The 26730-nt window shown below is 70.0% G+C and carries 25 protein-coding genes; 10 read left to right on the top strand and 15 right to left on the bottom strand.

Going from position 1 to position 26730, the window contains the following annotated elements; all coding sequences use genetic code 11:
- Positions 1–28 precede the first annotated feature (28 nt).
- Positions 29–607, top strand: coding sequence for a DUF1707 domain-containing protein (locus ACIHFD_RS01660; RefSeq protein ID WP_397365119.1), 579 nt, complete (start codon positions 29–31; stop codon positions 605–607).
- A gap of 87 nt (positions 608–694) precedes the next feature.
- Complete coding sequence (locus tag ACIHFD_RS01655) at positions 695–1375, top strand: DUF6879 family protein (RefSeq protein WP_350722821.1); 681 nt, start codon at positions 695–697, stop codon at positions 1373–1375.
- 9 nt (positions 1376–1384) lie between these two features.
- Here the strand turns inward: ACIHFD_RS01655 and ACIHFD_RS01650 are convergent, their stop codons facing one another.
- The 5 genes from ACIHFD_RS01650 to ACIHFD_RS01630 form a co-directional block, all read right to left on the bottom strand.
- On the bottom strand, positions 1385–2269 hold the full coding sequence (locus ACIHFD_RS01650) for an ABC transporter ATP-binding protein (RefSeq protein WP_397365118.1): 885 nt from the start codon (positions 2267–2269) through the stop codon (positions 1385–1387).
- Positions 2269–3210: an ABC transporter ATP-binding protein gene (locus ACIHFD_RS01645; protein ID WP_397365117.1), complete on the bottom strand. Its 942-nt coding sequence runs from the start codon at positions 3208–3210 to the stop codon at positions 2269–2271. The genes ACIHFD_RS01650 and ACIHFD_RS01645 overlap by 1 nt, the downstream gene beginning before the upstream one ends.
- On the bottom strand, positions 3207–4091 hold the full coding sequence (locus ACIHFD_RS01640) for an ABC transporter permease (protein WP_185077827.1): 885 nt from the start codon (positions 4089–4091) through the stop codon (positions 3207–3209). The genes ACIHFD_RS01645 and ACIHFD_RS01640 overlap by 4 nt, the downstream gene beginning before the upstream one ends.
- Positions 4088–5083, bottom strand: a complete 996-nt coding sequence (locus tag ACIHFD_RS01635; protein ID WP_355194426.1) for an ABC transporter permease — start codon at positions 5081–5083, stop codon at positions 4088–4090. Before ACIHFD_RS01635 ends, ACIHFD_RS01640 begins: the two co-directional genes overlap by 4 nt.
- Positions 5084–5146: 63 nt before the next feature.
- Positions 5147–6904: an ABC transporter substrate-binding protein gene (locus ACIHFD_RS01630; protein WP_397365116.1), complete on the bottom strand. Its 1758-nt coding sequence runs from the start codon at positions 6902–6904 to the stop codon at positions 5147–5149.
- 328 nt (positions 6905–7232) lie between these two features.
- Between ACIHFD_RS01630 and ACIHFD_RS01625 the strand changes: the two genes are divergently transcribed.
- On the top strand, positions 7233–8138 hold the full coding sequence (locus tag ACIHFD_RS01625) for an LLM class flavin-dependent oxidoreductase (protein WP_397365115.1): 906 nt from the start codon (positions 7233–7235) through the stop codon (positions 8136–8138).
- A gap of 15 nt (positions 8139–8153) precedes the next feature.
- Here the strand turns inward: ACIHFD_RS01625 and ACIHFD_RS01620 are convergent, their stop codons facing one another.
- Genes ACIHFD_RS01620 through ACIHFD_RS01605 form a run of 4 tightly spaced genes read right to left on the bottom strand, consistent with a single transcriptional unit; the run spans position 8154 to position 11991 of the window.
- A complete protein-coding gene (locus ACIHFD_RS01620) occupies positions 8154–8753 on the bottom strand; it encodes a DNA-binding response regulator (protein ID WP_192786541.1) in 600 nt (199 codons plus the stop codon).
- A complete protein-coding gene (locus tag ACIHFD_RS01615; protein WP_397365114.1) occupies positions 8750–9841 on the bottom strand; it encodes a sensor histidine kinase in 1092 nt (363 codons plus the stop codon). Before ACIHFD_RS01615 ends, ACIHFD_RS01620 begins: the two co-directional genes overlap by 4 nt.
- Positions 9838–10956 (bottom strand): sensor histidine kinase, encoded by a 1119-nt coding sequence (locus tag ACIHFD_RS01610; RefSeq protein ID WP_397365113.1) that lies wholly within the window; start codon positions 10954–10956, stop codon positions 9838–9840. Before ACIHFD_RS01610 ends, ACIHFD_RS01615 begins: the two co-directional genes overlap by 4 nt.
- A gap of 51 nt (positions 10957–11007) precedes the next feature.
- On the bottom strand, positions 11008–11991 hold the full coding sequence (locus tag ACIHFD_RS01605; protein ID WP_397365112.1) for a hypothetical protein: 984 nt from the start codon (positions 11989–11991) through the stop codon (positions 11008–11010).
- Positions 11992–12136: 145 nt separating this feature from the next.
- On the opposite strand from ACIHFD_RS01605, the gene ACIHFD_RS01600 reads away from it, so the two are divergent.
- Genes ACIHFD_RS01600 through mug form a run of 5 tightly spaced genes read left to right on the top strand, consistent with a single transcriptional unit; the run spans position 12137 to position 18999 of the window.
- A complete protein-coding gene (locus ACIHFD_RS01600; protein ID WP_397365111.1) occupies positions 12137–13051 on the top strand; it encodes an LLM class F420-dependent oxidoreductase in 915 nt (304 codons plus the stop codon).
- A gap of 44 nt (positions 13052–13095) precedes the next feature.
- Positions 13096–14595 (top strand): 3' terminal RNA ribose 2'-O-methyltransferase Hen1, encoded by a 1500-nt coding sequence (locus ACIHFD_RS01595; protein WP_397365110.1) that lies wholly within the window; start codon positions 13096–13098, stop codon positions 14593–14595.
- Positions 14534–17041 carry a polynucleotide kinase-phosphatase gene (locus tag ACIHFD_RS01590; protein WP_397365109.1) on the top strand — a complete coding sequence of 836 codons (2508 nt, stop codon included), beginning with the start codon at positions 14534–14536 and terminating at the stop codon, positions 17039–17041. Before ACIHFD_RS01595 ends, ACIHFD_RS01590 begins: the two co-directional genes overlap by 62 nt.
- A gap of 49 nt (positions 17042–17090) precedes the next feature.
- A complete protein-coding gene (locus tag ACIHFD_RS01585) occupies positions 17091–18491 on the top strand; it encodes a sugar porter family MFS transporter (RefSeq protein WP_397365108.1) in 1401 nt (466 codons plus the stop codon).
- Between the two features lie 10 nt (positions 18492–18501).
- Positions 18502–18999 carry a G/U mismatch-specific DNA glycosylase gene (mug, locus tag ACIHFD_RS01580; protein WP_397365107.1) on the top strand — a complete coding sequence of 166 codons (498 nt, stop codon included), beginning with the start codon at positions 18502–18504 and terminating at the stop codon, positions 18997–18999.
- A gap of 23 nt (positions 19000–19022) precedes the next feature.
- Here the strand turns inward: mug and ACIHFD_RS01575 are convergent, their stop codons facing one another.
- The 3 genes from ACIHFD_RS01575 to ACIHFD_RS01565 form a co-directional block, all read right to left on the bottom strand.
- On the bottom strand, positions 19023–19889 hold the full coding sequence (locus tag ACIHFD_RS01575) for a CAP domain-containing protein (protein ID WP_364239635.1): 867 nt from the start codon (positions 19887–19889) through the stop codon (positions 19023–19025).
- A 315-nt stretch (positions 19890–20204) separates the two neighbouring features.
- Positions 20205–21455, bottom strand: a complete 1251-nt coding sequence (locus ACIHFD_RS01570; protein ID WP_397365106.1) for a class I SAM-dependent RNA methyltransferase — start codon at positions 21453–21455, stop codon at positions 20205–20207.
- A gap of 9 nt (positions 21456–21464) precedes the next feature.
- A complete protein-coding gene (locus ACIHFD_RS01565; protein ID WP_397365105.1) occupies positions 21465–23507 on the bottom strand; it encodes an APC family permease in 2043 nt (680 codons plus the stop codon).
- A gap of 102 nt (positions 23508–23609) precedes the next feature.
- Between ACIHFD_RS01565 and ACIHFD_RS01560 the strand changes: the two genes are divergently transcribed.
- Together ACIHFD_RS01560 and ACIHFD_RS01555 are read left to right on the top strand one after the other, a co-directional pair.
- Positions 23610–24275, top strand: coding sequence for a TrkA family potassium uptake protein (locus ACIHFD_RS01560; protein ID WP_350722857.1), 666 nt, complete (start codon positions 23610–23612; stop codon positions 24273–24275).
- Positions 24275–24934 (top strand): TrkA family potassium uptake protein, encoded by a 660-nt coding sequence (locus tag ACIHFD_RS01555; protein ID WP_350722859.1) that lies wholly within the window; start codon positions 24275–24277, stop codon positions 24932–24934. Before ACIHFD_RS01560 ends, ACIHFD_RS01555 begins: the two co-directional genes overlap by 1 nt.
- A 351-nt stretch (positions 24935–25285) precedes the next feature.
- Here ACIHFD_RS01555 and ACIHFD_RS01550 read toward each other — a convergent pair whose 3' ends face one another.
- From ACIHFD_RS01550 to ACIHFD_RS01540, 3 genes are read right to left on the bottom strand one after another with little or no spacing between them, the layout of a single operon-like run.
- Positions 25286–25576, bottom strand: a complete 291-nt coding sequence (locus ACIHFD_RS01550; protein WP_397365104.1) for a hypothetical protein — start codon at positions 25574–25576, stop codon at positions 25286–25288.
- Between the two features lie 29 nt (positions 25577–25605).
- Positions 25606–26373 carry a hypothetical protein gene (locus tag ACIHFD_RS01545; RefSeq protein ID WP_397365103.1) on the bottom strand — a complete coding sequence of 256 codons (768 nt, stop codon included), beginning with the start codon at positions 26371–26373 and terminating at the stop codon, positions 25606–25608.
- Positions 26374–26380: 7 nt separating this feature from the next.
- Positions 26381–26668, bottom strand: coding sequence for a hypothetical protein (locus tag ACIHFD_RS01540; RefSeq protein ID WP_397365102.1), 288 nt, complete (start codon positions 26666–26668; stop codon positions 26381–26383).
- Positions 26669–26730 lie beyond the last annotated feature (62 nt).

The following is a 26730-nucleotide window of genomic DNA, read 5'->3' as shown; positions in this document are numbered from 1 at the left end:
GAGCTTCCGGAAGGATTCGGGATCAGGTATGGACTCGCACGACCTTCGCATCGGCGACGCCGAGCGTGAGCAGACGATGGCCGTCCTGCGCGAGCACTTCGCGCAGGGCCGCCTGACCCACGAGGAGCTCGACGAGCGACTCGACCAGACGCTGGCCTCGAAGACGGCCCGTGACCTGGCAAAAGTGACGGCCGACCTGCCGGGGCCGCAGCCCGCGCCCGGCTACCGCGAGCCCGCACCCCACTACGACCCCCACCATGACCCCCACCATGACCCCCACCATGACCCCCACCATGACATGGACGGCTGGCGGGAGGCGATGTCGGCGCACCGCCGGCAGATGCAGTCCATGCACCAGGCCCACCATGACATGCGCCACTCCATGCACCAGGCCCGCCGGGAGATGCGCCGTCAGTGGCGCGAGCAGGGCGGCAACCACCCGTGGCGGCGCCATCGCGGGCCGCATCCGTTCATGGGCGTGCTGTTCGTGTTCCTGCTGCTGGGGCTGATCTTCGGCGGCTTCGGGATCTTCAAGGTGCTCTTCGTGGTGTGGCTGGGAGCCATGGTGTTCAGCCTCATCCACCGGCGCTTCCACTACCGGCGCTGACGGTCCGCCCAGATCGTTTTGGGCCTTGACCCTGTCAGGGGCTCATTTCATGATCAGGGCGGATCTTCAGAGTCGAAGGGACGCCGCATGACCCAGCAGGGCGCTCCGGCCCGCCGCACGAACCCGTTCGCCGCCGTCGCCCCGGCCGACGGCCTCGCCCTGGACGTGCCGGAGTACCAAACCGGTTTCGACCGCGACCACGCGATCTGCCCCGAGCCGATGTGGAAGCTGGAGCGCGCCCAGCACTTCTACGAGCCGGACGTGGCGAGCTGGCGGGCCATGATGGACGGCGACTGGGAGCGTTCGCTGGCCCTGACCGCGCACATGGCGGCGACCGTGGCCGACTATTTCCGGCACCGCGTCCCGGTCAAGCGGGTGCGGGTCGTCGAGTTCCCGATCACCTCGTACCTGCAGTGGGAGATGCACATCCTGGCCTTACGCGCCAGGGCCGGCTCCCCGTGCCGGGTGGTGCCGGCCGAGCGGGTGGCGGGGCTCGACCCGATGCCGGAGCTGGTGATCTTCTCTCCGTCCCTGATGTACGAAGTGCTGTACGACCGGTACGGCGGGGGCATGGGCGGGCGGCGGATCACCGATCCCGCGGTCGTGGGGCCGTGCCTGCGGACGGTCCAGGAGCTGTTCGCCGAGGGGGAGAACGTGCTCGACTTCCACGAGCGGGAGATCGTGCCGCTGCCGCCGCCGCAGGTCACCGACGAGATGCGGGCCGCGCTGCCCGCCTACGCGCACCGTACCGAGGAGTTCCGGGTCTGAGCGCCCCCTTCACATTCCTCTGCAGGCCGGGAGGCGGGCGCACGCCACGAGATGGCCGGGTTCGGCCTCCAGCAGCGCTCCCGTGCCGCCGCGCTCGTGGTAGAGGCAGGTTTCCACGGGCGTGGCGTCGTCCCAGGCCTGGTGCAGGCGCGGCACGGCGGACAGCAGCTCGCGGGTGTACGGGTGCAGCGGATCGCCGAAGACCTTGTCCGTCAGCCCCATCTCGACCACGCTCCCCTGGCGCAGCACCACCGTGCGCTCGGCGAGGTAGTTGCCGAGCGAGAGGTCGTGCGTGATGTAGAGCACGCCGAGGCCGCGGGTCTTCAGCTCGGCGAGCAGGTTGAGCACGTCGATGCGGGTGGAGGCGTCCAGCATGCTGGTGATCTCGTCGGCCACCAGCAGCTTGATGTCCAGCAGCAGCGCGCGGGCGATGAGCAGGCGCTGGAGCTGGCCGCCGCTGAGCTGGTGCGGATACTTGCCGAGCACCTGGTCGGGGTTGAGCCGCACGTCGCGCAGGCACGCCGCGACCCGTCCGGCCCACTCGGCCGCCGGGACGGACGGGTGGTACGCCTCCTTGACCAGGTCGAACACCCGGTCGGCCTTGAACACCGGGTTGAACGAGCTGAACGGGTCCTGGAAGATGCCCTGGATGTGGCGGTAGTACTCCTTGCCGCCGCGCACGGGCCGCCCGTCGAAGGTGATCGTGCCGCTGGTGACCGGGTTCAGGCCGAGGATCATCCGGCCGATCGTGCTCTTGCCGCTGCCGCTCTCCCCGATGAGGGAGACGACCTCGCCTGGCACGACCTCGAAGCTCACGTTCCGTACGGCCGCGACGCTCTTGCCGCCGAACGCGCCGATCCTGAATTCCTTGGTGACGTCGTCGAGTTTCAGCATCAGGCCTTCCAGCAGGCGACGTGATGGTCGGAGGCGAGCTCGGCCACGGGCGGTTCCTCGGCGCACTCGTCCCCCGCGATCGGGCAGCGGTCGCGGAAGCGGCAGCCGGCGGGCGGGTCCAGCAGCGACGGCGGGCTGCCGGCGATGCCCTCCAGCCTGCGGTCGGCGTAGCGGACGCCGACCTCGGGCAGGGAGTCGAGGAGCAACTTCGTGTACGGATGGCGGGGCGCCTTGACGATCACGTCGGCGGGCGCCTTCTCGGCCAGCTTGCCCGCGTACATGACCATGATCGTGTCGGCGATGTGGTGAGTGAGCGCGATGTCGTGAGTGACGAAGATCATGCTCTTGACGTAGCCGCTCTCGCGGAAGCCGAGCAGCGCGCGGGCGACGGCCTTCTGGGTGGAGACGTCGAGCGCGGAGGTGACCTCGTCGGCGATCAGCAGGGACGGGTCGAGCAGCGTCGAGATGACCATCACCATGCGCTGCTTCATGCCGCCGGACAGCTCGATCGGGTAGCGGTCGAGCACCTCGCGGGGCAGGCCGACCTGGTCCATCCGGCGTTCCAGCTCGGCGGCGTCCACCTCCGCGCCCCTCGACCTGAGCAGCTCGCCGACCATCCTGCGGATCTTGCGGGTGGGGTTGAGCGCGCTCATGGCGTACTGCGGGATGAGGGAGACCTCCTTGAAGCGGAAGTCGTTCATCCCGCGGTCGTCGGCGATGGGCAGCTCCCGGCAGTCGAGCACGACCCGGCCGCCGACGTGGCGCATGCGGCCGTCCATGCGGATGAGGCTCTTGCCCAGCGTGCTCTTGCCGCAGCCGGACTCGCCGACCAGGCCGAGGATCTCGCCGTCCGACAGCTCGAAGGACATGCCGTCGAGGGCGCGGACCTCGCCCCTGAGCGTGCGGTAGTGCACCCTCAGCTCGCTGACCTGCAGGCTCATGTCTCCCTCAGTTTCGGGTTGAAGACCTCGTCGAGGCCGACGTTGGCCACGTACAGGGCGCCGACGATGGCGGTGATGGCCGCGCCCGGCGGCACGAACCACCACCACATGCCGAGCTGGAGCGCGCTCCACTGGTTGGCGTTCTGCAGCATCAGGCCGAGCGAGACCCCCTCGGTCGGGCCGAGGCCGATGAAGTCGAGCGAGGAGGCGATGAGGATCGAGCCGCCGAAGAGCAGGATGAAGGTCATGAACAGGTAGGAGCTCATGTTCGGCGCGATCTCCCTGGTGATGATCTTCCAGGTGCTCGCGCCGCTCATCCTGGCCAGGTCCACGAACTCCCTCGTACGCAGCGAGAACGTCTGCGCCCTGATCGCCCGCGCCGCCCACGGCCACTGCGTCAGGCCGATGAACAGGCCCTGCACGGCCACGCTCCTGATCCCCAGGTACGCGTTGATGATCAGCAGCACGGCCAGGGTCGGGATGACGAGGATGACGTTGGTCAGCATGTTGAGCACCTCGTCGACGATGCCGCCGCGGTAGCCGGCCACGAACCCGACGAGCATGCCGATGGCCGCCGCGATGCCGCCGCCGACCACGCCCACGGCGAAGGTGCTGCGCAGGCCGTGCACGAACTGCAGGAAGATGTCCTGGCCGAACGTGGTGGTGCCGAGCCAGTGCCCGGCCGAGGGCGGGCTCATGGGCTGGGGGCCGTACTCGTTGGGCGTGCCGCCGGTCAGCACCGGCCCGATCAGGCCGAGCAGGAGCAGCGCCAGCACGAGGCCGAAGCCGAACATCAGCTTGCCGTTGCGCACCGCGAAGTAGAGCGCCTCGCGCCGGACCCCGGCCCGCTCGCGCGGGGCGACTTCCTGGAGTGCCGTCATGCCCGCGCACCCGCCATTCCCGCCCTGGTACGCGGATCGACCACGACGTAGACGATGTCGATGATGAAGTTGGCGATCAGCACGCCGAGCACGATGAACAGGAACGTGCCCTGGAGCAGGAAGAAGTCCTTGTTCTTGATGGCGTTGAGAATCAGGCTGCCCAGGCCGGGATATGCGAAGACGATCTCGGTGACCAGGGCTCCGGCCACGATCACGCCGAGTTGCAGGGCCAGGCCGGTGATCTGGGGCAGGACGGCGTTGCGGAAGGCGTACCTGCGGATGAGCCTGGCCGGCGCGCCGAGCGCGGCCAGGTAGTTGGAGTAGTCGGACTCCAGCTCATAGATGATCATGTTGCGCATGCCGATGGCCCAGCCGCCCAGCGCCACCAGGAACAGCGACAGGAACGGCAGCGTCCAGTGGTGCAGCAGGTCGAGCAGGAACGCCCACGACCAGTTGGGCCGCATCGAGAAGCTGTAGCCGCCGGCCACCGGGAACAGTCCGGCGATCACGCCGAGCGCCCAGGCCAGGAGCACGGCCAGCCACATGTACGGCATCGCGGTCAGGACGTACCCGACCGGGAGCACGGTGTTGTCGAGCAGCTTGCGCCGGGCCGCGTACGCGCCGAACCAGTTGCCCACCACCCAGCTCAGCAGCACCGACGGGATGATCAGCGCCAGCGTGTACGGCACCGCGCTCATGATCACGGAGCTGACGGGGGAAGGGAACAGCCAGATGCTGATCCCGAAGTCGCCCCTGAACAGCGCGGCCCAGAAGTTGAGGTACTGCGTGATCAGCGGCTGGTCGAAGCCGAAGAGGTTGCTGTAGTAGACCCGCATCGCCTCCGCGGCGGCGGGCTGGGTGACGTTGGCCCTGGCCACCATGCTCGCCACCGGGTCGCCGGGCATGAAACGCGGGATCAGCCAGTTGACGGTGACAGCGACGAAGAAGGTCAGCCCGTATATGAGCAGTTTTCTGCCGAAATATCGACGCACGTGATGCTTTCTCCGTGAGAGCCGTGAAAGTCCCCCGCTCCTGCGGGAGCGGGGGACGATGGGTCAGGAGCCGGAGGGCTGGAGCTGCGTGAGGGTCTCGAAACCACCCAGTTCGAGCCAGTTGTGCCACATCACGGCCGGGGTCTTGGGCGTGCTGCCCGCCGCGGCCGGCCAGTTCTTCCAGACCTGGTTGCTCGACTGCGCCCAGAGGCCGTTGTACCAGAGCGGGATCACCGGCAGGTCGTCCAGGTGGATCTGCTGGAGCTGGGAGATGATCTTCTTCATGCCCTCGACGTCGTCGGTCTTGACCTGGTCGAGCTGCTTGGTCAGGTCCCAGGCCCGCTTGTTCTCGTAACGGGCGAAGTTGACGGTGTTCTGCTGTTTCTGGATCGGGAGCTGGAAGAGGTACTCGTAGTAGGTGTACGGCGAGTTGGACAGCTGCCGCTCGTTGTTGATCAGCAGGTCGAAGTCGCCCTTGGCGCGCTTCTCCACCAGGGCGTTGAAGTCGGGGAAGTCCGGGGTGATCTGGATCCCGGCGGTCTTGGCGCTGGCGGCGATGGACCTGGCCGACTCCATCCAGTCCGTCCAGCCGGACGGCACGATGATGGTCAGGCTGATCTTGGAGCCGTCCTTGTTCTCGACGTACCCGTCTCCGTCGGTGTCCTTGTAACCGGCGTCGGCCAGCGCCTTCTTCGCCTTGGCCGCGTCGAAGGCGAACCCCGACTTGGCCACCACGTTCTGGTCGACGTACTGCTCCCACTGCGGCAGCAGGCCGGTCGGGCTGGCGGCCTTGACGAGGTTGCCGTACACGCCTTCGACGATCTTCTTGACGTCGATCGAGGCGGCGAGCGCCTTGCGGAAGGCGGGGTCGTCCATCGGTTTCTTGGTGGTGTTGGGCACCAGCCACGCGGTGTTGGCCGACAACATGTACGGCGGCTCGCTGTAGTAGGTCGTCAGGCCGAAGTTGCCCTTGACCAGGTTGGCCACGCCGGGCAGGAAGTTGTTGCTCAGGTCCATGCCCTTCTGCAGCAGCAGGCCCATCGCGACCTCGTTGCTCGGGGTGGCGATGTCGACGATGTAGCGGGGCTTGGGCTCCATGTTCAGCGCGGTCTTGCCCCACCAGTCGTCGCGCCGCTGCAGCACGACGCGGTCCTGGTCCTTGGCCATGAACGTGTATGCGCCCGTGCCCACCGGGTTCTCGTTGATCCCGTCGAGCACGTCCTTCTCCGAGCGGCCCTTCCAGATGTGCTCGGGAACGATCGAGCGGCTGTACAGGTTGAAGTCCCACTGCTGGTAGTTGGCCGTGGAGAAGCTGAACTTCACCGTCTGGTCGTCGACCGCCTCGACGCTCTTCAGCCAGGTCCACAGGTTGTGGTACGGGATCGTCTCCATCTTGCCGAGCTCGAAGGAGTACGCCACGTCCTTGGCCGTCAGAGGCTGGCCGTCGGCCCACTTGACGCCCTGGCGGAGCTTGACCTGGTACGTCTTGTCGTCGGCCCACGAGCCGCTCTCGGCCAGCCAGGGGGTCAGCTTGCCGGCGGTCGCGTCATAGTGGAACAGCGTCTCGTACACCAGGCCCTTGGTGCCCGTGGCGTGGTCCCATTCCCTGATGGGGTTGAAGTTGACGGGCGGCCCCCACTGGGTGCCGGTCGTGTAGAGGGTCTCGTTGCGCGGCAGCGAGTCGGGGTTGGCGCTCGCCACCGCGCCCTGGCTCTGCGGCTGGGAGGCCGGTGGGGTCGGCGTGGCTCCGCCGCCGGTGCAGGCCGCGGCGAGCAGGCCCGCCGCCACGAGCGGAATCATGATCCGAGCCCGGTTTCGCATCGCTTCTCTCCTTCCTCCGCGCGTGGCGCGAAGGCTCGCACGTCTTCCATCGACCCCCGATGGGCCGGCTTGCTCTCGAACGGGCGGCGGGGGCTCCCACCTGGGAGCGCTCCCAGGAAGAACGCAGAACGCGCTCCCGCCCTGGAGACCGGTGAGCGATTCACTGAGGAGTAGTCACAGGCCGCGAGGGCCTGCTGAACCGGATAAGTACCGCGAACGTAAGTTCACGATGTCCGTGCCGTCAATACCCGTGACGTTTTCGAGACGCGCCCCGCAAACGCTCTCACCGGTTGACCTCGACCGCGATTGAGGTTGCACGGTGGAGCGCATGAACAGCTTCACGATCGGCGTCATCCTGCCGGGGGTCGCCGTGCAGCGGCGAGACAGCATCGACCTGCTAGCCGCCGCTCGGCACGCCGAGGACGCCGGGCTGGACGGCGTGTGGCACGGCGACCACCTGGCCATCGGCGGGCCGACCCTGGACGGGCCCATCGCCCTGGCCGCCGCGGCGGCGGGCACCCGGAGGATCAAGGTCGGGATGAGCGTGTTCGTCCCCGCCATCCGGCCCCTCGCGTGGGCCGCCAAGCAGATCGCGACCCTGCAGCACGTCACCGGCGACCGCCTCGTCCTGGGAGTGGGCTCGGGCGGCGGTCCCGGGCAGTGGGCCGCGGCGGGGGCGCCCTACCGCTCGCGCGGCCGGCGTACCGACACCGCCCTGGAACTGCTGCCCCGGCTGCTGGCGGGCGAGGAGACGCGGCTGCGGGACGAGCCCGGAGAGCCGCCCGTACGGCTGGCGCCCGCCGCCACGATGCCGCCGGTGTGGGTGGGCAACGCGTCCGAGGCGGCGATCCGGCGGGCGGCGCTGCTCGGCGACGGGTGGTTCCCGTCCCTGGTCCCGCCCCGGGAGGTGGCCGAGGGCCGGGCCCGGCTCGCGGAACTGGCCGCGGGCCGGGGCCGTCCCGTACCGGTCGTCGCGATCGGCGGCACGGCGGCCCTGGGGAGCGGCGACGGCGTCCCGTCGCGGGAGGAGATCGCGTCAGGCGTCGCCGCCGCCTACGGCCGCCCCTTGGAGGAGGTCCTGCCGATCCCGCTCACCGGCCCGCCGGAGCGAGCCGCCGAGGCGCTCGCCGCCTACCGCGACGCCGGGGCGGGCCACGCGGTCATCGGCATAGCGGGCGGCGACTGGCGTACCCAGGTGGACCTGCTGGCGAAGGTGCGCGACCTGCTGCGGTGAGGTCCCCGGCCGGGTTCAGAGCCAGCCCATGCGCTGGGCCGTGCGGATGGCCTCCAGGCGGTTCTGGGCGTTGAGCTTGGTCATCGCGCTCGACAGGTAGTTGCGTACGGTGCCCTCGGTCAGGTGCAGCTCGGCCGCGATCCGCGAGATCGTGGCCCCGTCGCCGGCCAGCCGCAGCGCGTCGCGCTCGCGCTCGGTCAGCGGGCTGTCGCCGGCGGCCATCGCGGCGGCGGCCAGCTCGGCGTCGAGATAGCGGCCGCCCGCCTGGACCTTCCGGATGGCCATGGCCAGCTCCTCGGCCGAGGCGTCCTTGCCGAGGAAGCCGCTCACCCCCGCCGCCATGGCCCTGCGCAGGTAGCCGGGGCGGCCCAGGCTCGTCAGGATGACGATCTTGCACTGCGCGCTGATCTGCTCGGCCGCGCTGAGGCCGTCCATGCCGGGCATCTCGATGTCGAGCACGGCCACGTCGGGCCGGTGCTCGGCCACGGCGGCCACGACCTCGTCACCCCTGCCCACCTGGGCGACGACCTCGATGCCCTCCTCCAGGTCCAGCAGGGCCGCGATGGCGCCCCGGATCAGGTGCTCGTCGTCGGCCAGCAACACCCTGGTCGTCATGCCGGCACCGCCGCCCGCAGCAGGTAGCCGCCCTCGTGCGTCGGCGCGGCCTCCAGGGTGCCGCCGACCGCGCGTACGCGCTGGGCCAGCCCCGCCAGGCCGTTCGGCGCGTGCTCGCCCGCCGGCCCGCTCACCCCGTCGTTGGACATCTCCAGCACTCCATCCTCGATCGTGATCGTGCAGCGTCCGGCCGTGCTGTGCTTGAGCACGTTGGTGGTCCCCTCGCGCACGACCGTGGCCAGCAGCGTGCGGGTCTCCGGCGGCAGCGAGCCCGTCTCGGCGCGCACGGTGCATCGTACGTCCGCCGCCTCCAGCACGGCCCGCACGCTGGCGAGCATCTCGTCCAGGTCGACGGCCCGGTAGCTCTGCACGACGGAGCGCACCTCGCGCAGCGACCGCCGGGCCAGGTCGCGGACCGCGAACATCTCCTCGGCCGCCGCCGCCGGGTCGGCCGGCAACGTGCGCGACGCGCCCTCGGTGCGGGCCGCGATGTCGGTGAGGCTCTGCCCGAGCAGGTCGTTGAGGTCGCGGGCGAAGCGCAGGCGCTCCTCCGAGACCGCCAGCCTGGCCTGCGCCTCCTGCCCCTCGTACGCCTCCTTGGCCACCCGCCAGAGCCACAGGTTCGTCAGCACGCCGACCACGCTCACGGCGGTGAACACCGACTGCACCAGGAGCGTGCCCCAGATGGGCACGCCCTGCAGCGCCACGTACAGGTTGAAGAGCACGACGGACAGGACCGACAGGATCACGATGGTGCGCCTGCGCACGAAGGGCCCCAGCATGCCCAGCCACGTCGGGATGGCCCACATGAAGAAGGCGGCGGACATGACCAGGATGATCACGCCGGTCACCGCCAGGGTCGCGGTGGGCCGCCTGCCGCCCCTCATGGCCACCCGGTGCGGCCGCGTCGCGAGCACGTTGAAGACCACCAGCAGGGCGACGCCGGCCAGGACCACCGGCCACGGCACGCCCATCTGCCAGCGGACATAGAGGTCGTAATAGCCGAAGAAGGAGAACAGGTTGATGAAGTCGGTCGAGTAGACGATCACCCAGCGGATCTTGTCCAGCTTCGTCGCACGGCGGATCACGCGGGCACCGCCGCTCGCAGCAGGAACTCGCCCGCCGGGGTCGGCCGGGCGGAGAAGGAGCCGCCCGCCGTGGCCAGCCGCTCCGACAGGCCTCGCAGGCCGCTGCCGGAGGCGGAGGGGCGCCCGTCCACGCCGTCGTTGATCATTTCGAGCACGCCGCCGTCGATCGTGATCGCGCAGCGGGTGGCCGCGCTGTGCTTGAGCACGTTGGTGGTGCCCTCGCGGACCGCCCAGGCCAGCAGCGTCCGGGCGGCCGGCGACAGCCCGTCGGCCCTGGCGTCGATCAGGCAGCGCGCGCCGGCCGCCTCCAACGCCACCCGCGCGCCGGCCAGCTCCTCGTCGAGGTCGAGCGTCTGGTAGCCGTGCACCGCCTGCTGCACCTCGGCCAGCGACTCGCCGGCCAGCCGGTGCACCTGGGCCATCTCGGCGTCCGCCCGCCCGGCGTCCTTGGTCGCCAGCTTGGCGGCCAGCTCGCTCTTCAGCGTGATCACCGACAGGCTGTGCCCGAGCAGGTCGTGCAGATCACGGGCGAAGCGCAGCCGCTCCTCCGACACCGCCAGCCGGGCCTTGGCCTCCTTGCTGTCGTGGGCGTCCCTGATCGTCCACCAGATCCAGCGCCAGACCAGCATGGCCACCGTCAGCGCGACGGCGCTGAACGTCTCGGGGACGAGCACCCCGTACCACGGCTCGCCGGTCACGGCCATGACATAGCCGCTGGCCAGGCCGACCACGGCCACGCCGAGGCAGAGGGTCACGGCCCACGGCAGGTAGAGGGCGGCGATCGACAGCCACAGGACGCCGATCTCCAGCCAGGTGGGCACGCCCTCCAGCGGCTGGTGCGGCACCAGCGCCACCGCGACCGCCGCGGACAGCCCCGCGACCACCAGCTTCGGCGTCGGCCGGGGCCTGGCGTCGTAGGCGTCCCTGAGCAGGGAGGGGAAGAGGCCGAAGCAGGCAAGCAGGCAGGTGAGGACGGCCGCGGCGTGGAGCGTGGAGATCCGGCCGTCCGCCAGGTAGATGACGATGACCACCACGAACATGACGCCGAGGAGCATGACCGCGGCGTCCATCCAGTAGAGCAGGATCTTTCGCGCCGTCTCCGGACGCGCCGCCATCACGCCATCCCCCTGCCGCTGGAAACCTCGCCCGTCGCGGAAATCCTATAGTCAGGGAGAGGTCTGCCAAAGAATCCGCGACACGTCCGGCTTCGGGGCGACTCCGCGCAGCGACAGCCAGGCCAGGCCGTGGCGGGCGGCGTAGGCGGCCAGGGTCCGGGCGTCGACCTCGTTCAGATCGCCCTCACCCACCAGCACCGGGGTGAGCGCGATGTGCGGCCACGCCTCCTCGGGGTCGTCCAGGCCCTGGGCCCGCGCGATCTGGTCCCTGGCCGCCAGCACGGCCTCCGCCACCCGGCGCAGGCGGCCGTCAGGGGCGCCCCGCGGCTCGATGTCGGCCAGCAGGTTGACGGTGCCGATCTCGGCGCCCGCCTGGCGGGTGGCCCGCAGCATCGCCACGTCGCCGGAGCCCAGCCCGTCCGACTTCAGCGGCAGCGTGAAGCTGACCTGGAGCGGCCGCTCGCGCTGCATGGCGTAGATGGCCCGCGCCCGGCGCAGCACGGCGGCCTCGTCCCGGCTGTCGCTGACCTCGAAGTCGATGGTGTCGGCGTCGAACGCCCCGACCACCCTGCGGTAGGCGGCCGCGAGCCCGCCCGGCCTGGTGCAGGTGTCGGCCAGCTCCCGCCCCTCCGGGCCGCCGAACACGGGCGCGGCGTCGCCGCCCAGCGCCCTGAGCCGGCCGATCCGGTTGGCCACGGGGTTCTTGCCGGGATCGAGCGGGTCGGACTGGGACGGGCCATTCCATTTGGGCGCGCAGCCGTCGTCGCCCGAGACGAGGTGGCCGAGCGCGTACCGGCGCACACCGGTGCGCCGGGTCTCCTTGGGCAGGTCGAACTCGGGCTCCCGCGCGGTGTCGACGAACTCCACGAACGCCGCCTGCGGCTCCACCGCCACCGGCCGCGAGACGGCGGGGGTGTGCCTCACCACCGGCGGCCTCGGCGCGAGCGTGGCACCCGCGGGAAGCATGCGCACGATCGCTCCGGTGGCGCCGGTGAGAGCGAGGGCCCCGAGGATCGCGAGCGGGCGCGGGAGCATGCCCGGCTCCCTCTTGTGCCGCGGCATAGGCCACCCCACGTGGTCATTCGGCTACTTTCCGGCGCTGACTCGAACGGTAGCAAGCGCGCGAGCCGCTGTGCGGTCCTTTTCCGGCACGCGTCCGTTGTGTGCGGATAATGTCGTCATGAAGCTGCGGATCTTCACCGAGCCCCAGCAGGGCGCGACATATGACGACCTGCTCACCGTCGCCCAGGCCACCGAGCGACTGGGTTTTGACGCTTTCTTCCGTTCCGACCACTACATGCGCATCGGCCCCGGCGACCCGGGGGTCGGCTCGACCGACGCGTGGATCACGCTGGCCGGCCTGGCCAGGGAGACCTCGAGGATCCGGCTGGGCACCCTGGTGACGCCGGCCACGTTCCGGCTGCCCGGGCCGCTGGCGATCAGCGTCGCGCAGATCGACCAGATGAGCGGCGGCCGGGTCGAGCTCGGCTTCGGCACGGGCTGGTTCGACACCGAGCACGCGGCGTACGGCATCCCGTTCCCGCCGCAGAACGAGCGGTTCGGGCGGTTCGAGGAGCAGCTCGAGATCATCACGGGCCTGTGGACCGCGGAGAAGAGCTTCTCGTTCGAGGGCAGCTACTACCGGGTGGCCGACTCGCCCGCGCTGCCCAAGCCGGTCCAGCGGCCCAGGCCGCCGATCATCATCGGCGGGTTCGGCGCCAAGCGCACGCCGAGGCTGGCGGCTGCGTACGCCGACGAGTACAACCTCCCGTTCCACACCCTGGCCGACACGGAGCAGGCTTTCGCGCGGGTGCGCGCGGCCTGCGAGACGACCGGGCGGAGCCTGACGTACTCGGTGGCGCAGACGACCGTCGTGGGCGCGGATCGGGCGGAGGTCGAGCGGCGCGCGGCCGCCATCGGCGAGAACCCCGAGACCCTGCCCGCGGGCGGCCTGTGCGGCACCCCGGCCGAGATCGTGGAGAAGATCGGCAAGTTCGCCGAGCTGGGCGCCGAGACGGTCTACCTCCAGATCATGGACCTGAACGACCTCGAGCACCTGGAGCTGATCGCCGCTGAGGTGCTTCCGCACGTGTAAGTAATCATTGGCGGCGCTTCGTGGCGGTACGGCAGACTTGGGGCGTGCTGCTGACGATCACGACCACCGCGAGGCCCGCCACTGACCTGGGTTTCCTCCTGCACAAGCATCCCGGGCGCGTGCAGGAGTTCGGCCGGTCGTTCGGCACGGCGACGGTGTTCTACCCCGAGGCCGAGGAGGAGCGCTGCACGGCGGCGCTCCTGCTCGAAGTCGATCCGATCGCGCTGGTCAGGTCGCGCGGCAAGAGCTCGCCCGACTTCAGCCTGTCGCAGTACGTCAACGACCGCCCCTACGCTGCCTCCTCGCTGCTGGCCGTGGCGCTGGCCGACGTGTTCCGCACGGCGCGGGCGGGCCGGTGCGCGGCCAGGCCCGAGCTGGCGGGCACGCCGCTGCCGCTGGAGCTGCGGCTGCCCGCGCTGCCCTGCCGGGGCGGCCCCGAGCTGGCCACCAGGCTGTTCGAGCCGCTCGGGTGGGAGGTGGACGCGCAGGCTCTGCCGCTCGACGAGGGCTTCCCCGAGTGGGGCGATTCGCGCTATGTCCGGCTCACCCTGCGCGGCACGGCGCGCCTCGCCGACGCGCTCAACCACCTGTACGTGCTCCTGCCGGTGCTCGACGACGGCAAGCACTACTGGATCGCACCCGACGAGGTCGACAAGCTGATCAGGGCGGGCGAGGGCTGGCTGGCCGGGCACCCGGAGCGCGGCCTGATCACCCGGCGCTACCTGGGGCGGCGCTGGGCGCTGGCCCGCACCGCGCTGGCACGCCTGGCCGAGCTGGGCGACGAGACCGAGGAGGAGCTGGAGCCCGCGGTCGAGGAGGACGCGCCCGCCGGGGAGACCGCCGCCGACGAGGCGGCCGCCGCGGAGGCCGAGGCCCAGGGCGACGCTCCCCAGGAGGAGGCCGCCCAAGATGAGGCCACCCAGCAGGCGCCCAAGGCGAAGCCGCTGAACCTCCGGCGGCGCGAGGCGGTGCTGGCCAAGCTGGAGGAGCTCGGCGCGGTCAGCGTGATCGACCTGGGCTGCGGCCAGGGCGAGCTGGTCGGCGCGCTGCTGGCCAGGCCCAGGTTCGCCAGGGTCGGCGGCATGGACGTCTCGTCGATGGCGCTCACCATCGCCGCCCGCAAGCTGCGGCTGGACCGCATGCCCGACAGCAAGCGCGCCAGGCTCACCCTGTTCCAGGGCGCGCTCACGTACACCGACAAGCGGCTGTCCGGCTACGACGCCGCGGTGCTCATGGAGGTGATCGAGCACGTCGACCCGCCGCGCCTGACCGCGCTCGAACGCGTCGTGTTCGGCCGCGCCCGGCCCCAGCACGTGCTCGTCACCACCCCCAACATCGAGCACAACGTCCGCTACGAGTTCCTGACCGGCCTGCGCCATCCCGACCACCGCTTCGAGTGGACCCGCGCCGAGTTCGCTGCCTGGGCCACCAGGGTCGCCGGCGAGTACGGCTACCAGGTCGCTTTCGCGCCGGTCGGCGACGATGACCCCGAGGTCGGCCCGCCGACCCAGATGGGAGTGTTCACCCGTGATCAGCGTTCCTGAGCTCTCGCTGGTGGTGCTCGTCGGCGTCTCGGGCAGCGGCAAGTCGACGTTCGCCAGGAAGCACTTCAAGCCCACGCAGGTCATCTCCTCCGACTTCTGCCGCGGCCTGGTCTCCGACGACGAGAACGACCAGTCGGCCACGCCCGCGGCGTTCGACCTGCTGCACCACATCGTCGGCGTACGGCTGGCCAGGGGCCTGTTCACCGTGGTCGACGCCACCAACGTCCAGTACGCGGCCCGCAGGAGCCTCCTCGACCTGGCCAGGAAGTACGACGTGCTGTGCGACGCGATCGTGCTCGACGCGCCCGAGGAGGTGGCCATCGAGCGCAACGCCGCCCGGCCCGACCGCGACTTCGGCCCCGGCGTGGTCATCCGCCAGCGCAAGGACCTGCGGCGCTCGCTGAGCAAGATCTCCAACGACGGGTTCCGGCGGGTCCACGTGCTGCGCGGCCTCGACGAGATCGACGACGCGGAGATCACGTACGAGAGGGCCTGGTCCGACAGGACCGAGCTGACCGGCCCCTTCGACATCATCGGCGACGTGCACGGCTGCCGCTCGGAGCTGGAGACGCTGCTACGCAGGCTCGGCTGGGAAGGACTCACGCACCCGGAGGGGCGCACGGCCGTGTTCGTCGGCGACCTGGTCGACCGCGGGCCCGACACCCCCGGCGTGCTGCGCCTGGTGATGGACATGGTCGAGGCCGGCACCGCGATCTGCGTGGCCGGCAACCACGAGCAGAAGCTGGTGCGCGCGCTCAACGGCCGCAAGGTCACGGTCGCGCACGGCCTGCGCGAGTCGCTCGACCAGCTCGCGGCGCAGGAGCCGGAGTTCGTGGAGCGGGCCAGGACGTTCATGGACGGCCTGCTCAGCCACTACCGCCTCGACGGCGGCCGGCTCGTGGTCGCGCACGCGGGCCTGAAGGAGGCCTACCACGGCCGCGCCTCGGGCCGGGTGCGCGCGTTCGCCCTGTACGGCGACACGACCGGCGAGACCGACGAGTACGGCCTGCCCGTCCGCTACCCGTGGGCCGACGAGTACCGCGGCCGGGCGATGGTCGTCTACGGCCACACCCCCACGGTCCGCCCCGAGTGGGTGAACAACACGATCTGCCTCGACACCGGCTGCGTCTTCGGCGGCCACCTGACCGCGCTGCGCTACCCGGAGCGGCAGATCGTCCAGATCCCGGCAGAGAAGGTCTGGTACGAGCCGACCAAGCCCCTCGGCACCGGCTCGGCCCGCGATCCCGGCATGCTGGACATCAACGACGTGATCGGCACCCGGCACGTCGAGACCAGGTTCGGCACCAGGGTCAAGGTCCTGGAGGAGAACGCGGCCGCGGCCTTGGAGGTCATGAGCCGGTTCGCGGTGGACCCGCGCTGGCTGGTCTACCTGCCGCCCACCATGGCGCCGCCGGAGACGTCCCGGCTGGACGGCTACCTCGAGCACCCGCACGAGGCGTTCGAGGAGTTCGCCGCCGCCGGGGTGCGCGAGGTCGTGTGCGAGGAGAAGCACATGGGCTCGCGGGCCGTCGCCGTGCTGGCCAGGACGCCGGAGGTGGCGGCGGCCAGGTTCGGCGTGACGGACGGCAGCACCGGCGCCGTCTACACGCGTACCGGACGGCCGTTCTTCGACGACACGGCGCCGCTGGTCGCACGGCTGCGCGAGGCGTGCGAGCCGCTCTGGGCGGAGCTGGACTCCGACTGGGTGGTGCTCGACTGCGAGCTGCTGCCCTGGTCGGCGAAGGCCGGCGAGCTGATCCGCTCGCAGTACGCCTCCGTCGGCGCGGCCGCCCGCGTCGCGCTGCCCGAGGCGGTCGCGGCGCTGGAGGCGGCGGCCGGGCGGGGAATGGACGTGGGCGGACTGCTGACCCGCACCCGGCGCCGCTCCGACAACGCTGCCCTGTTCCGCGACGCTTATGCACGCTACTGCTGGCCGGTCGACGGCCTGGAGGGCATCCGGGTGGCGCCGTTCCAGATCCTCGCCTGCGAGGGGCGGGCCACGGCGCTGGAGCCGCACGCCTGGCACCTGTCCACGCTGGCGCTGCTCGACTCGCCGCTGATCGCCCCCACCCGGCACGTCTCCGTCACGCTCGACTCGGCCGGGTCGAGGGCTTCGGCGACCGAGTGGTGGGAGTCCCTGACGGCGGCGGGCGGCGAGGGCATGGTGGTCAAGCCCGCCGCGTACGCTCCCGGGCGGGTGCAGCCCGGGGTGAAGGTGCGCGGGCGCGAATACCTGCGCATCATCTACGGCCCCGACTACACCGAGTCGCTCGACGTGCTGCGCCGGCGCTTCCTGGGCAAGAAGCGCTCGATGGCGCTGCGCGAGTACGCGCTGGGGCTGGAGGCGCTGTCGCGGCTGGCGGACGGCGAGGCGGCCTGGCGGGTGCACGAGCCGGTCTTCGCGGTGCTGGCCCTGGAGTCGGAGCCTGTGGATCCCCGGCTCTGACTAACGCCATGACCTGCGGGTATGTCCCCCACCACGGGGAAGGACCTGCATGGCAACGAAGTTCGCGCACCACGAGCACCTCGGCCACGTCATCTTCATCACGGCGGCCGCGGCCATCGGGGGGTTCTTGTTCGGCTACGACAGCGCCGTGATCAACGGCGCCGTCGTCGGCATCCAGAAGTACTTCCACGTGGGGCCGGTCGAGATCGGGTTCGTGGTGGCCATCGCGCTGCTCGGGTCCGCCGTGGGGGCGTGGGCGGGCGGCGGGCTGGCCGACCGGCTGGGGCGCACCAGGACGATGCAGGTGGCGGCGCTGCTGTTCGCGGTCAGCTCGATCGGTCAGATGCTGCCGTTCGCCATCTGGGACCTCGCGTTCTGGCGCGTGATCGCGGGCTTCGCGATCGGCATGGCGTCGGTGATCGGGCCCGCGTACATCGCCGAGGTGGCCCCGCCCGCCTACCGGGGACGGCTGGGCTCGTTCCAGCAGCTGGCGATCGTGCTCGGCATCGCGGTCTCGCAGCTCGTCGACTACCTGATCGTCCAGCTGGCCGGCGGCAACGTGAACAACCCCCTCTGGGGCCTGCAGGCGTGGCAGTGGATGCTGGGCGCCTGCGTCGTGCCCGCCCTGTTCTACCTGACGTTCGCGCTGATCATCCCCGAGTCGCCACGCTACCTGATCATGTCGGGACGCACCAGGAGGGCCCGCGAGGTGCTGTCCGAGATCGAGCCCGAGGACGTGGACATCGAGGCCCACATCGCGGCGATCCAGCACGTGCTGCGCACCCAGCGGGTGCCGGGGCTGAAGGACCTGCGCGGGCCCGCGCTCGGGCTGCTGCCGATCGTCTGGATCGGGATCGGCCTGTCGGTCTTCCAGCAGTTCGTCGGCATCAACGTGATCTTCTACTACTCGTCCGTACTGTGGCAGTCGGTCGGCATCAACCAGAGCGCCTCGTTGCTGATCAGCTTCTCCAGCTCGATGATCAACATCGTGGGCACGTTCATCGCGATCTCGCTGGTGGACAGGATCGGGCGCAAGCCGCTGCTCCTGATCGGCTCCGCGGGCATGGCGGTCTCGCTGGCCACCGCGGCGTGGGCGTTCAGCGCGGCCAGGGAGGTGGGCAAGACGGTCACGCTGCCCGACCCGCAGGGGCTGATCGCGCTCGTGGCGGCCAACGTGTTCGTGCTGTTCTTCGCCCTGTCCTGGGGTGTGGTGGTCTGGGTGCTGCTGGGGGAGATGTTCCCGAACCGCATCCGCGCCGCCGCCCTGGGCGTCTCCGCCGGGGCCCAGTGGATCGCGAACTGGGCGGTCACGGTGACGTTCCCGGCGATGGCGGCCTGGAACCTGCCGCTCACCTACGCCATGTACGCGTTCTTCGCGGTGCTGTCGTTCCTGTTCGTCGTCAGGTGGGTGCGTGAGACCAAGGGCCGCAAACTCGAAGAGATGGGCTAATCTCCGGCACGTGATCGACGACGTCCTGGCCCCCGAGCTCGACGTGCTGTTCTGCGGCATCAATCCCGGCCTCATGTCCGAGGCCACCGGCCACCACTTCGCCCGGCCCGGCAACCGCTTCTGGCCCGCGCTGCACCTGTCCGGCTTCACCCCGCGCCTGCTGGCCCCGGCCGAGCAGCACCTTCTCCCCTCGTACGGCCTGGGCATCACGAACATCGTCGCCCGCCCGAGCGCCAAGGCGTCGGAGCTGACCCGGGAGGAGCTGGTGGAGGGCGGCCTGGCCCTGACCGCGAAGGTTGCGGCCGCGACGCCGGCGGTCCTCGCGGTGCTGGGGATCTCGGCGTACCGCATGGCCTTCGCCCGCCCCAAGGCCCGCATCGGCCCTCAGGAGGAGCTCGTCGGTGGGGCCAGGGTGTGGGTGCTGCCCAACCCGAGCGGGTTGAACGCCCACTGGACCCTGGCCACCATCGCCGACGAGATGGGACGGCTGCGCGGCCACTTGGCCTGATCGGCCCGCCTGGCTTACTTGACCTACTTCGCCGCGAAGTCCTGGGTCCAGTAGATCCGGCCCTGGGAGTTCTTGGCCACGCCGACGCCGATCAGGTTGTACCGGCAGTTCATGATGTTGGCCCGGTGGCCCTCGCTGTTCATCCAGCCCTGGACCACGGAGGCCGGGGAGGGCTGGCCGAAGGCGATGTTCTCGGCGAAGGCCGTGCCCCCGCTGAAGCCGGCCCCCCGGATGCGGTCCATGAAGCTGCGGCCGTCCTTGGAGGTGTGGTCGAAGTAGCCCTGCTTCGCCATGTCGTCGGAGTGGCCGAACGCGGCGGTGCGGAGCTGCGGGTCGTGCTTGAGCGGCTGGCAGCCGCCCTTGGCCCGCTCGGCGTTGGTCAGCCTGAGGACCTCGTTCTCCTCGGCCGTGCCGACCGTCCCTCCGGACGACGGGGGCGGCGCGGTGGGCGTCGGGGTCGACGTGCCGCTGGGGCTGGGAGTGGTGGGAGTGGGCGTCGGCGTGCTGTCAGGGGTGCAGGTCAGCCGGACGGCCCGGGACTTGGCGGTGCCGCCGCGATAGTCGGTCGCGACCGCGTAGTAGGTGCCCGGTTTGCAGGCGAGTGTCAAGGTGATGCGGCCGTCCTTGGAGGCCCCGCTCTTGACGACGGGGTCGGGACCCGGGACGGCGCGCTTGATGCGGATGCGCAGGAGTGCGCTGTCGTCGCAGTTGCGACGGGTGGCGAACGACTTGATCTTCAATGCGTTGGTCAGGCTGGGCTTGGCCACGTTCACGCGGCACGAGGCCTGCGCCTCGACCGAGCTCTGCGCCGCGGCCTCGGCCGCACCGATCGGCGCGCAGAGCGCCGCCAGGCCGATGAGCCCGGCAAATACCCCAATGGGTCTACGCATAGGGGATTCCCTCCAGTTGCCATAGACGCTGGATGGCAAGGCATTCTGTCGGGAACGAGACCGACTTGTCACTAAATTGCGATATAAATCTCGCAACTCGGGTAAACCAAAGTGCCATCTGAGGCGTCCGTGCCCCCGCTGCCACAGGCCCGAAACTCCTGTCTCACCGGGCTTTGCACGCCCCATGGCCCCCATGGGAGCCACCTGGAGATACGCGGAGGATCGCTTGGGGGTTCACGAAGAAACCCGCGGCGCATCGTGCGCCGCGGGCTGAGAAGGACCCGGCTCACCCGCGAGGCGGGCCGGGACGACGGATCACTGCTTGGCCAGCAGGGCCACGCACTCCACGTGGTGGGTCATCGGGAAGGCGTCGAAGGCCCGCAGGTCGGAGAGCGGGTAACCGAGCTCCGCCAGCCAGGCCAGGTCCCGCGCCAGCGTGGCCGGGTCGCAGGAGACGTACACGATCCGCTGCGCGTCCAGCGCGGCGATCCGCTCCACCACCTCGCGCCCCAGCCCGGAACGGGGCGGGTCGACGACCACGAGGTCGGCGCGTTCGATCTGGAAGCGGTCCAGCGCCTCCTCGACCCGTCCCCGCTCCACCCGGGCCTGCGGCAGGTCGCGGAGGTTGGCGCGGGCGTCGCGGACGGCGGCCGCCTCCGACTCCAGCCCGAACACCGCCCCCTCGGCCCCCACAGCCTCCGCCAGACCGGCGGCGAACAGCCCCACCCCGCAGTAGAGGTCGAGCGCCCACTCCCCCGGCTCCGGCGCCGCGTAGGCCAGCACCGCGTCCAGCAGCGTCTCGGCGGCGCCCGGGTGGACCTGCCAGAAGCCGCTGCCCGCGACCCGGAAGCCGCGGTCGCCGACCTGCTCGTGCAGCACCCCCGAGCCGCGGCGTGGCACCGTACGGCCCTTGCCCTGGTCCAGGAGGATCGAGGCGGGCGCTTCGAGCTCGGGCACGGTGACGCTGCGGCGCGGCCTGGGAGAGACGACCACGGCCCGGTCGCCGGACGAGGACGCGATGACCTCGACGCCGGCCGCGCCCGGCCAGGAGTGCTGTTCCGCCCCGACCGCCTCCACCTCCGGGTGGGCGATCAGGCAGGCGTCCACGACCTCGATGTCATGCGAACGGTGCCGGCGGAAGCCCAGCTCACCGCCGGGCCGGGCGGCGAACTGGACGCGGGTGCGCCAGCCGAGCCCGTCCTTGGCGCCCGGCACCTCCTCCACCACGACCTCGCGCGACAGGCCCGCGAGCCGCTTGAGCTGCTCGGCAACGACCTGCGCCTTGAGCCGCCGCTGTGCCTCCAGCGTGGCGTGCTGCCAGTCGCACCCGCCGCACCGCCCAGGGCCGGCGTACGGGCAGGGCGGGACGACGCGGTCGGGCGAGGGCTCCAGGATCTCCACGGCGTCGGCACGCAGGAACCTGGCGGTCTCCTCGGTGACGTCGGCGATCACCCGCTCGCCTGGCAAGGCGTGGCGTACGAACACCACGCGCCCTTCGTGGCGCGCCACACACCAGCCGCCGTGCGCGACCGGACCTACCGTCAGCTCGAGAGATGCCTGTTCCACAGGGACACCCTATGCCCGAGCCTGCTCTCCATCCTTGGCGGTCTGGTCCCAGGGACGGCGCACCGCGCCTGGCGCGAACGGCTCCGGCCTGCCCTTGAGGCGGTCGGAGGAGTGCAGCTGCCAGGGCACGCTCGTCACCATGACCCCCGGCTTGAACAGCAGCCGTGCCTTCAGCCTGAGCGCGCTCTGGTTGTGCAGCGCGTGCTCCCACCAGTGGCCGACCACGTACTCGGGGATGAACACGGTCACCACGTCGCGCGGCGAGCGCCGCCGCAGGGTCTTGACGTAGTCGAGGATGGGCTGCGTGATCTCGCGGTACGGCGAGTCGAGCATCTTGAGCTGCACCGGGATGCCCCGCCGCTCCCACTCCTCCTGCAGCTTGCGCGCGTCCTCGCCCTCGACGCCCACCGTGATGGCCTCCAGCGTGGACGGCCTGGTGGCGCGGGCGTAGGCCAGCGCGCGCATGGTCGGCTTGTGCAGCTTGGAGACGAGCACGATCGCGTGGTTGCGCGCGGGCAGCATCGTCGGCTCGTACTCCTCGCTGATCTCCAGCTCGGCCGCCACGTTGTCGTAGTGGCGCCTGATGCCCTTCATCATGAGGAACAGGATCGGCATCGCGATGCACACGATCCACGCCCCGACCAGGAACTTCGTCAGCAGCACGACCACCAGCACGAGCCCCGTCATGATCCCGCCGAAGAAGTTGATCACACGGGAGCGGTGCATCTGGTGGCGCACCTTGGGGTCGGTCTCGGTCTTCAGGTGGCGGGTCCAGTGGATGACCATGCCGATCTGGCTGAGCGTGAACGAGACGAAGACGCCGACGATGTAGAGGTTCAGCAGGCGGCTGACGTCGGCCTGGAAGCCCCACAGCAGCAGGCACGCGCCGAGCGCGAGGATGATGATGCCGTTGGAGAAGGCCAGCCGGTCGCCGCGGGTGTGGAGCTGGCGCGGCAGGTAACGGTCCTGCGCCAGGATGGAGCCGAGCACCGGGAAGCCGTTGAAGGCCGTGTTGGCGGCCAGGAAGAGGATCAGGGCGGTCACCGCCGAGATCACCACGAACGGCAGCGACCCCCCGCCGAACACCGCGTCGGCCACCTGGGAGATGATCGGCTGCTGGTAGTAGCCGGGGCCGACGGGGTTGCCGTTGGGCAGGTGCAGGTCGGTGGCGACCACGGACGGCTCGGCGATCTTCACGCCCGACGCGAGGCCGAGCGCGATGATGCCGCCGAACATAGTGATCGCGACCAGGCCCATCATCAGCAGCGTGGTGGCGGCGTTCTTGCTCTTGGGCTTTCTGAAGGCGGGCACGCCGTTGCTGATGGCCTCGACGCCCGTCAGGGCGGCGCAGCCGGAGGAGAACGCGCGCAGGATCAGGAACGCGGCGGCGAAGGTGGTCAGGTTGGTCTGCTCGGCCTCGATGGTGAAGTGGGCGCTCGGCGCCTGGAGCTGCTCACCCAGCACCAGCAGCCGGAACCCGCCCCAGGCGATCAGGGCCAGAACGGCGATCATGAACGCGTATGTGGGAACGGCGAAGGCGGCGCCGGACTCGCGGATGCCGCGCAGGTTGATCACCGTGAGGAGGATCACGATGGCGATGGCGATGGCGGGCTTGTGCTGGCCCACGAACGGAATTGTGGCGCCGACGTAATCGACGCCGTTGGCGACGGACACGGCGACCGTGAGCACGTAGTCGACCATGAGCGCGCTGGCGACGGTGAGCCCGGCGTTCTTGCCGAGGTTGGTGGTCGCCACCTCGTAGTCCCCGCCGCCGCTCGGATAGGCGTGCACGTTCTGCCGGTACGACGCCACGACGGTGAGCATCACGACCACGACGGCGATCGCGACCCAGGGACTGTAGGTGTAGAAGGAGACTCCGGCCAACGACAGGATGACCAGAATCTCTTGGGGCGCATACGCCACAGAAGAGAGCGCGTCACTCGCGAAAACCGGCAGTGCTATCCGTTTTGGGAGGAGTTGCTCGTGAAGCTGCCCGCTACGCAGGGCGCGCCCCACGAGCAAGCGTTTGACAAGATCCGTTACCTTCGCCACGTAACGAGATGCTAGCCCCATACCGAGGCCTTAAACGAGGCGCTCCCCCCTCGGGCCATACTGGTGTCCAGCAATGGGCCGACCGCGAAAGTGCGGGGGGAAATGCATATAGTGATCATGGGGTGTGGCCGAGTCGGTTCGACTCTCGCTCATATCCTCGAGGACAGCGGCCATTCCGTCGCCATCATCGACCGCGACCCGCAGGCGTTCCGGCGGCTTCGCGCCGGGTTCCGAGGGCGGCGGGTGACGGGCGTGGGCTTCGATCGCGACGTGCTCACCGAGGCCGGCATCGAGTCCGCCGCCGCGTACGTCGCGGTCTCCAGCGGCGACAACTCCAACATCATCTCCGCTCGCGTGGCCCGCGAGACGTTCGGCGTGGACAACGTGGTGGCCCGCATCTACGACCCTCGCCGCGCCGAGGTCTACCAGCGGCTCGGCATCCCCACGGTGGCGACCGTACGGTGGACGGCCGACCAGATCCTGCGCCGCATCCTCCCCGAGGGCGCCGAGCCGCTCTGGCGCGACCCCACGGGCACGATCATCCTGGCGGAGGTCACCGCCAACCCCGAGTGGATCGGCACCCGCGTCGTCGACCTCGAGCACCGCGTCAAGACGCGCGTGGCCTTCATCAACCGCATGGGCGAGGCTCTGACCATCACGGAGGACACCGTGGTGCAGGAGGGCGACGTGCTCCACGTCATCGCCGCGGAGAACGACATGGACCGGATCAACAAGGTGCTCGCCGCGGCACCGGAAGAGGACGAGTGATGCGCGTCGCCATCGCCGGAGCGGGCGCCGTGGGCCGCTCCATCGCGGCCGAGCTCCTGGAGAACGGCCACGAGGTCCTGCTCATCGACGTGGACCCCAGGGCCATCAAGATCGACAGCGTGCCGCGCGCCGAATGGCTCCTCGCCGACGCCTGCGAGATCGCCTCCCTCGACGAGGCCGGGCTCAACAACTGCCACGTCGTGGTCGCCTCCTCCGGCGACGACAAGGTCAACCTGGTGGTCTCCCTGCTGGCCAAGACCGAGTACGGCGTACCGCGCGTGGTGGCCCGCATCAACCACCCCAACAACGAGTGGCTCTTCAACGAGTCCTGGGGCGTCGACGTGGCCGTCTCGACCCCGCGCCTGCTGAGCGCCCTGGTGGAGGAGGCGGTCAGCGTCGGAGACCTCGTACGCCTGATGACCTTCCGCCAGGGCCAGGCCAACCTGGTGGAGCTCACGCTGGCCGAGGACGCCCCGGTCGTGGGCCAGCGGGCCGGCTCGGTGCCGTGGCCCGTGGACTCCGCCCTGGTCGCGATCCTCAGGGAGGGCCGGGTCCTGGTGCCGACGGCGGACGATCCGCTGGAGGCGGGGGACGAGCTGCTGTTCGTCGCGAACCAGGAGGTGGAGCAGGAGCTCGCCCACCTCCTCTCCCAGCACTAGCCGGTACGGACCCGGACCCCTTGGGGGGGTTCCGGGGCCGAAAGGCAAGGTCCTCGCACCGGGAGGCGCTTCGCGCCATGCAAGCACTCGGGCCCCGCCTCCCAGGGGCTCCGCCCCTTCGACCCCTCAACGGCGCGGTCCTCGCTTGAAGGCGCGCTGCGCGCGACGAGAGCTCGGGCAGCGCCCTGTGGGGGCAGGCCCCCACACCCCAGGCGGGGACCTGCCGGTCCCCGCACCCCCGGACGCGACCCCGATTACTCACGCATCAACGGCGTGCGCCGGGGCGCAAGGTTATTTCGGCAGACAGGCAGCACCGCAACAGGCACGACGACACTGTCTGAGGCTCCCGCCTCACGCCCCATCGAATACCATGCGGTGCCCGTTGGCGGTGTCCATGTACTCGCGCACCCTATGGATCAGCCCGCCTCGCAGTGCGAAGACGAAACAGTAGTCGTTGCGATAGGCGTGGGCGTTGGTCAGCGTAGCTGCATGGTCTCCTCCGCCACGACCACATCGCTGTTCGGCGTAGAACCAGCGGAAATCAAGCGCCACATCGGCGACGAACATGCGTGGGAAGTCCACGGTGAGACAGTGGACGATGGCGTCCCTGCCCACCATGTGATTCGTCCCGCCGAGCGCCACGGCGGCAGCGTTGCCGGGCGGAGCCGGCCCTACTCCTCATCAAGGAGGAGGGCCGCCGCTTTGGGATCCATCAGGTTGGACCACACTTGCTCAGCAGGCAGCAGGTCACGCTCAGGTAGAGCCACCTCTGGAAACCATGCTTCAGGGGGACAGCCAGGCATCCGGCTCAGGATTAGCGTGACCAGGTCGCGCAGAACGGAACCGGTGATACGGATCGCGACATAAGTTTCGTGCCCGTCCTCGGCCCTGATCAAGATGCCCAGCCTGAAGCCTGAGAAGTCGGCCGCGTGCTCATGTCCGTCACGCAGCGAGCCGCAGACCAGCTCACGAATAGTGCGATTAAGGCGCAATGCGAACCGTGTCGCACTTTCCAGGCGATACCGGTCATGATCATCGGGACCGGGCAGCAGGTGAGCACTATAGGCGTCAGTGATCAGTGGCTTGTCATGCTCCGCGTTGTAGCGGGCACGGGCGGCTCGGGTTTCGGCAGTGAGGGCGGAATAGAAGTCGTCCCCGGAACCCTCCTCACGCATTCCCCCAGCCACTAACCATGCCTTGACGTCCGCAGAAGGCTCGTCCCTCCACACCGCTCCCCGCCATCGCTGCACCTTGACCTTGAACATCACCGTGTCGTCTATCGCACGTATCCGCTCATGAGCGATGTCAGGGTCAGCGAACTGGTGCGAGGCTTTGTCCAAGAGCGGATGCTCAACGCTCTCCAGCGGCAGGTTTGCTGGAGGAATGGGGATCCCCAGGTCATGGCGAAGGACCCGGATCGTGGGCCGGACGTGTGCCATTGTGAGGCTATTCCTCCCAGCCTCCGACGCCGCCCAGTTCCTCGATCCTCTCGGCGGAAAGCCCTGTGAGCAAGGACACGCCAGAGGCAAGAGAGCCATCGAGGATCTTCATGGACTCGATCATGCCTCGACGGATCTCCTCGCGCTGCCGATCGAGATAGGCACGGACCGCGGCATCCACAAGATCCTTTTTGGTCATCCCGAGGAAGTGTGCACCTTGCGTGATGAGTTTGTCTGTTGCCAGATCGACCTTCAACGGCGCTTGCCGCTTGCCGCCCGGGTTCGGCATAGCCATGGGAATCACCTGTCCCTCTGCACCAGAGTACCTCAGTACCTCAGCACCTCGACACGGCATTC

The organism is Nonomuraea sp. NPDC051941 (assembly GCF_044593615.1).
The sequence above is the reverse complement of the archived record's forward strand: the minus strand, read 5'-3'. Positions and strand labels throughout refer to the sequence as shown.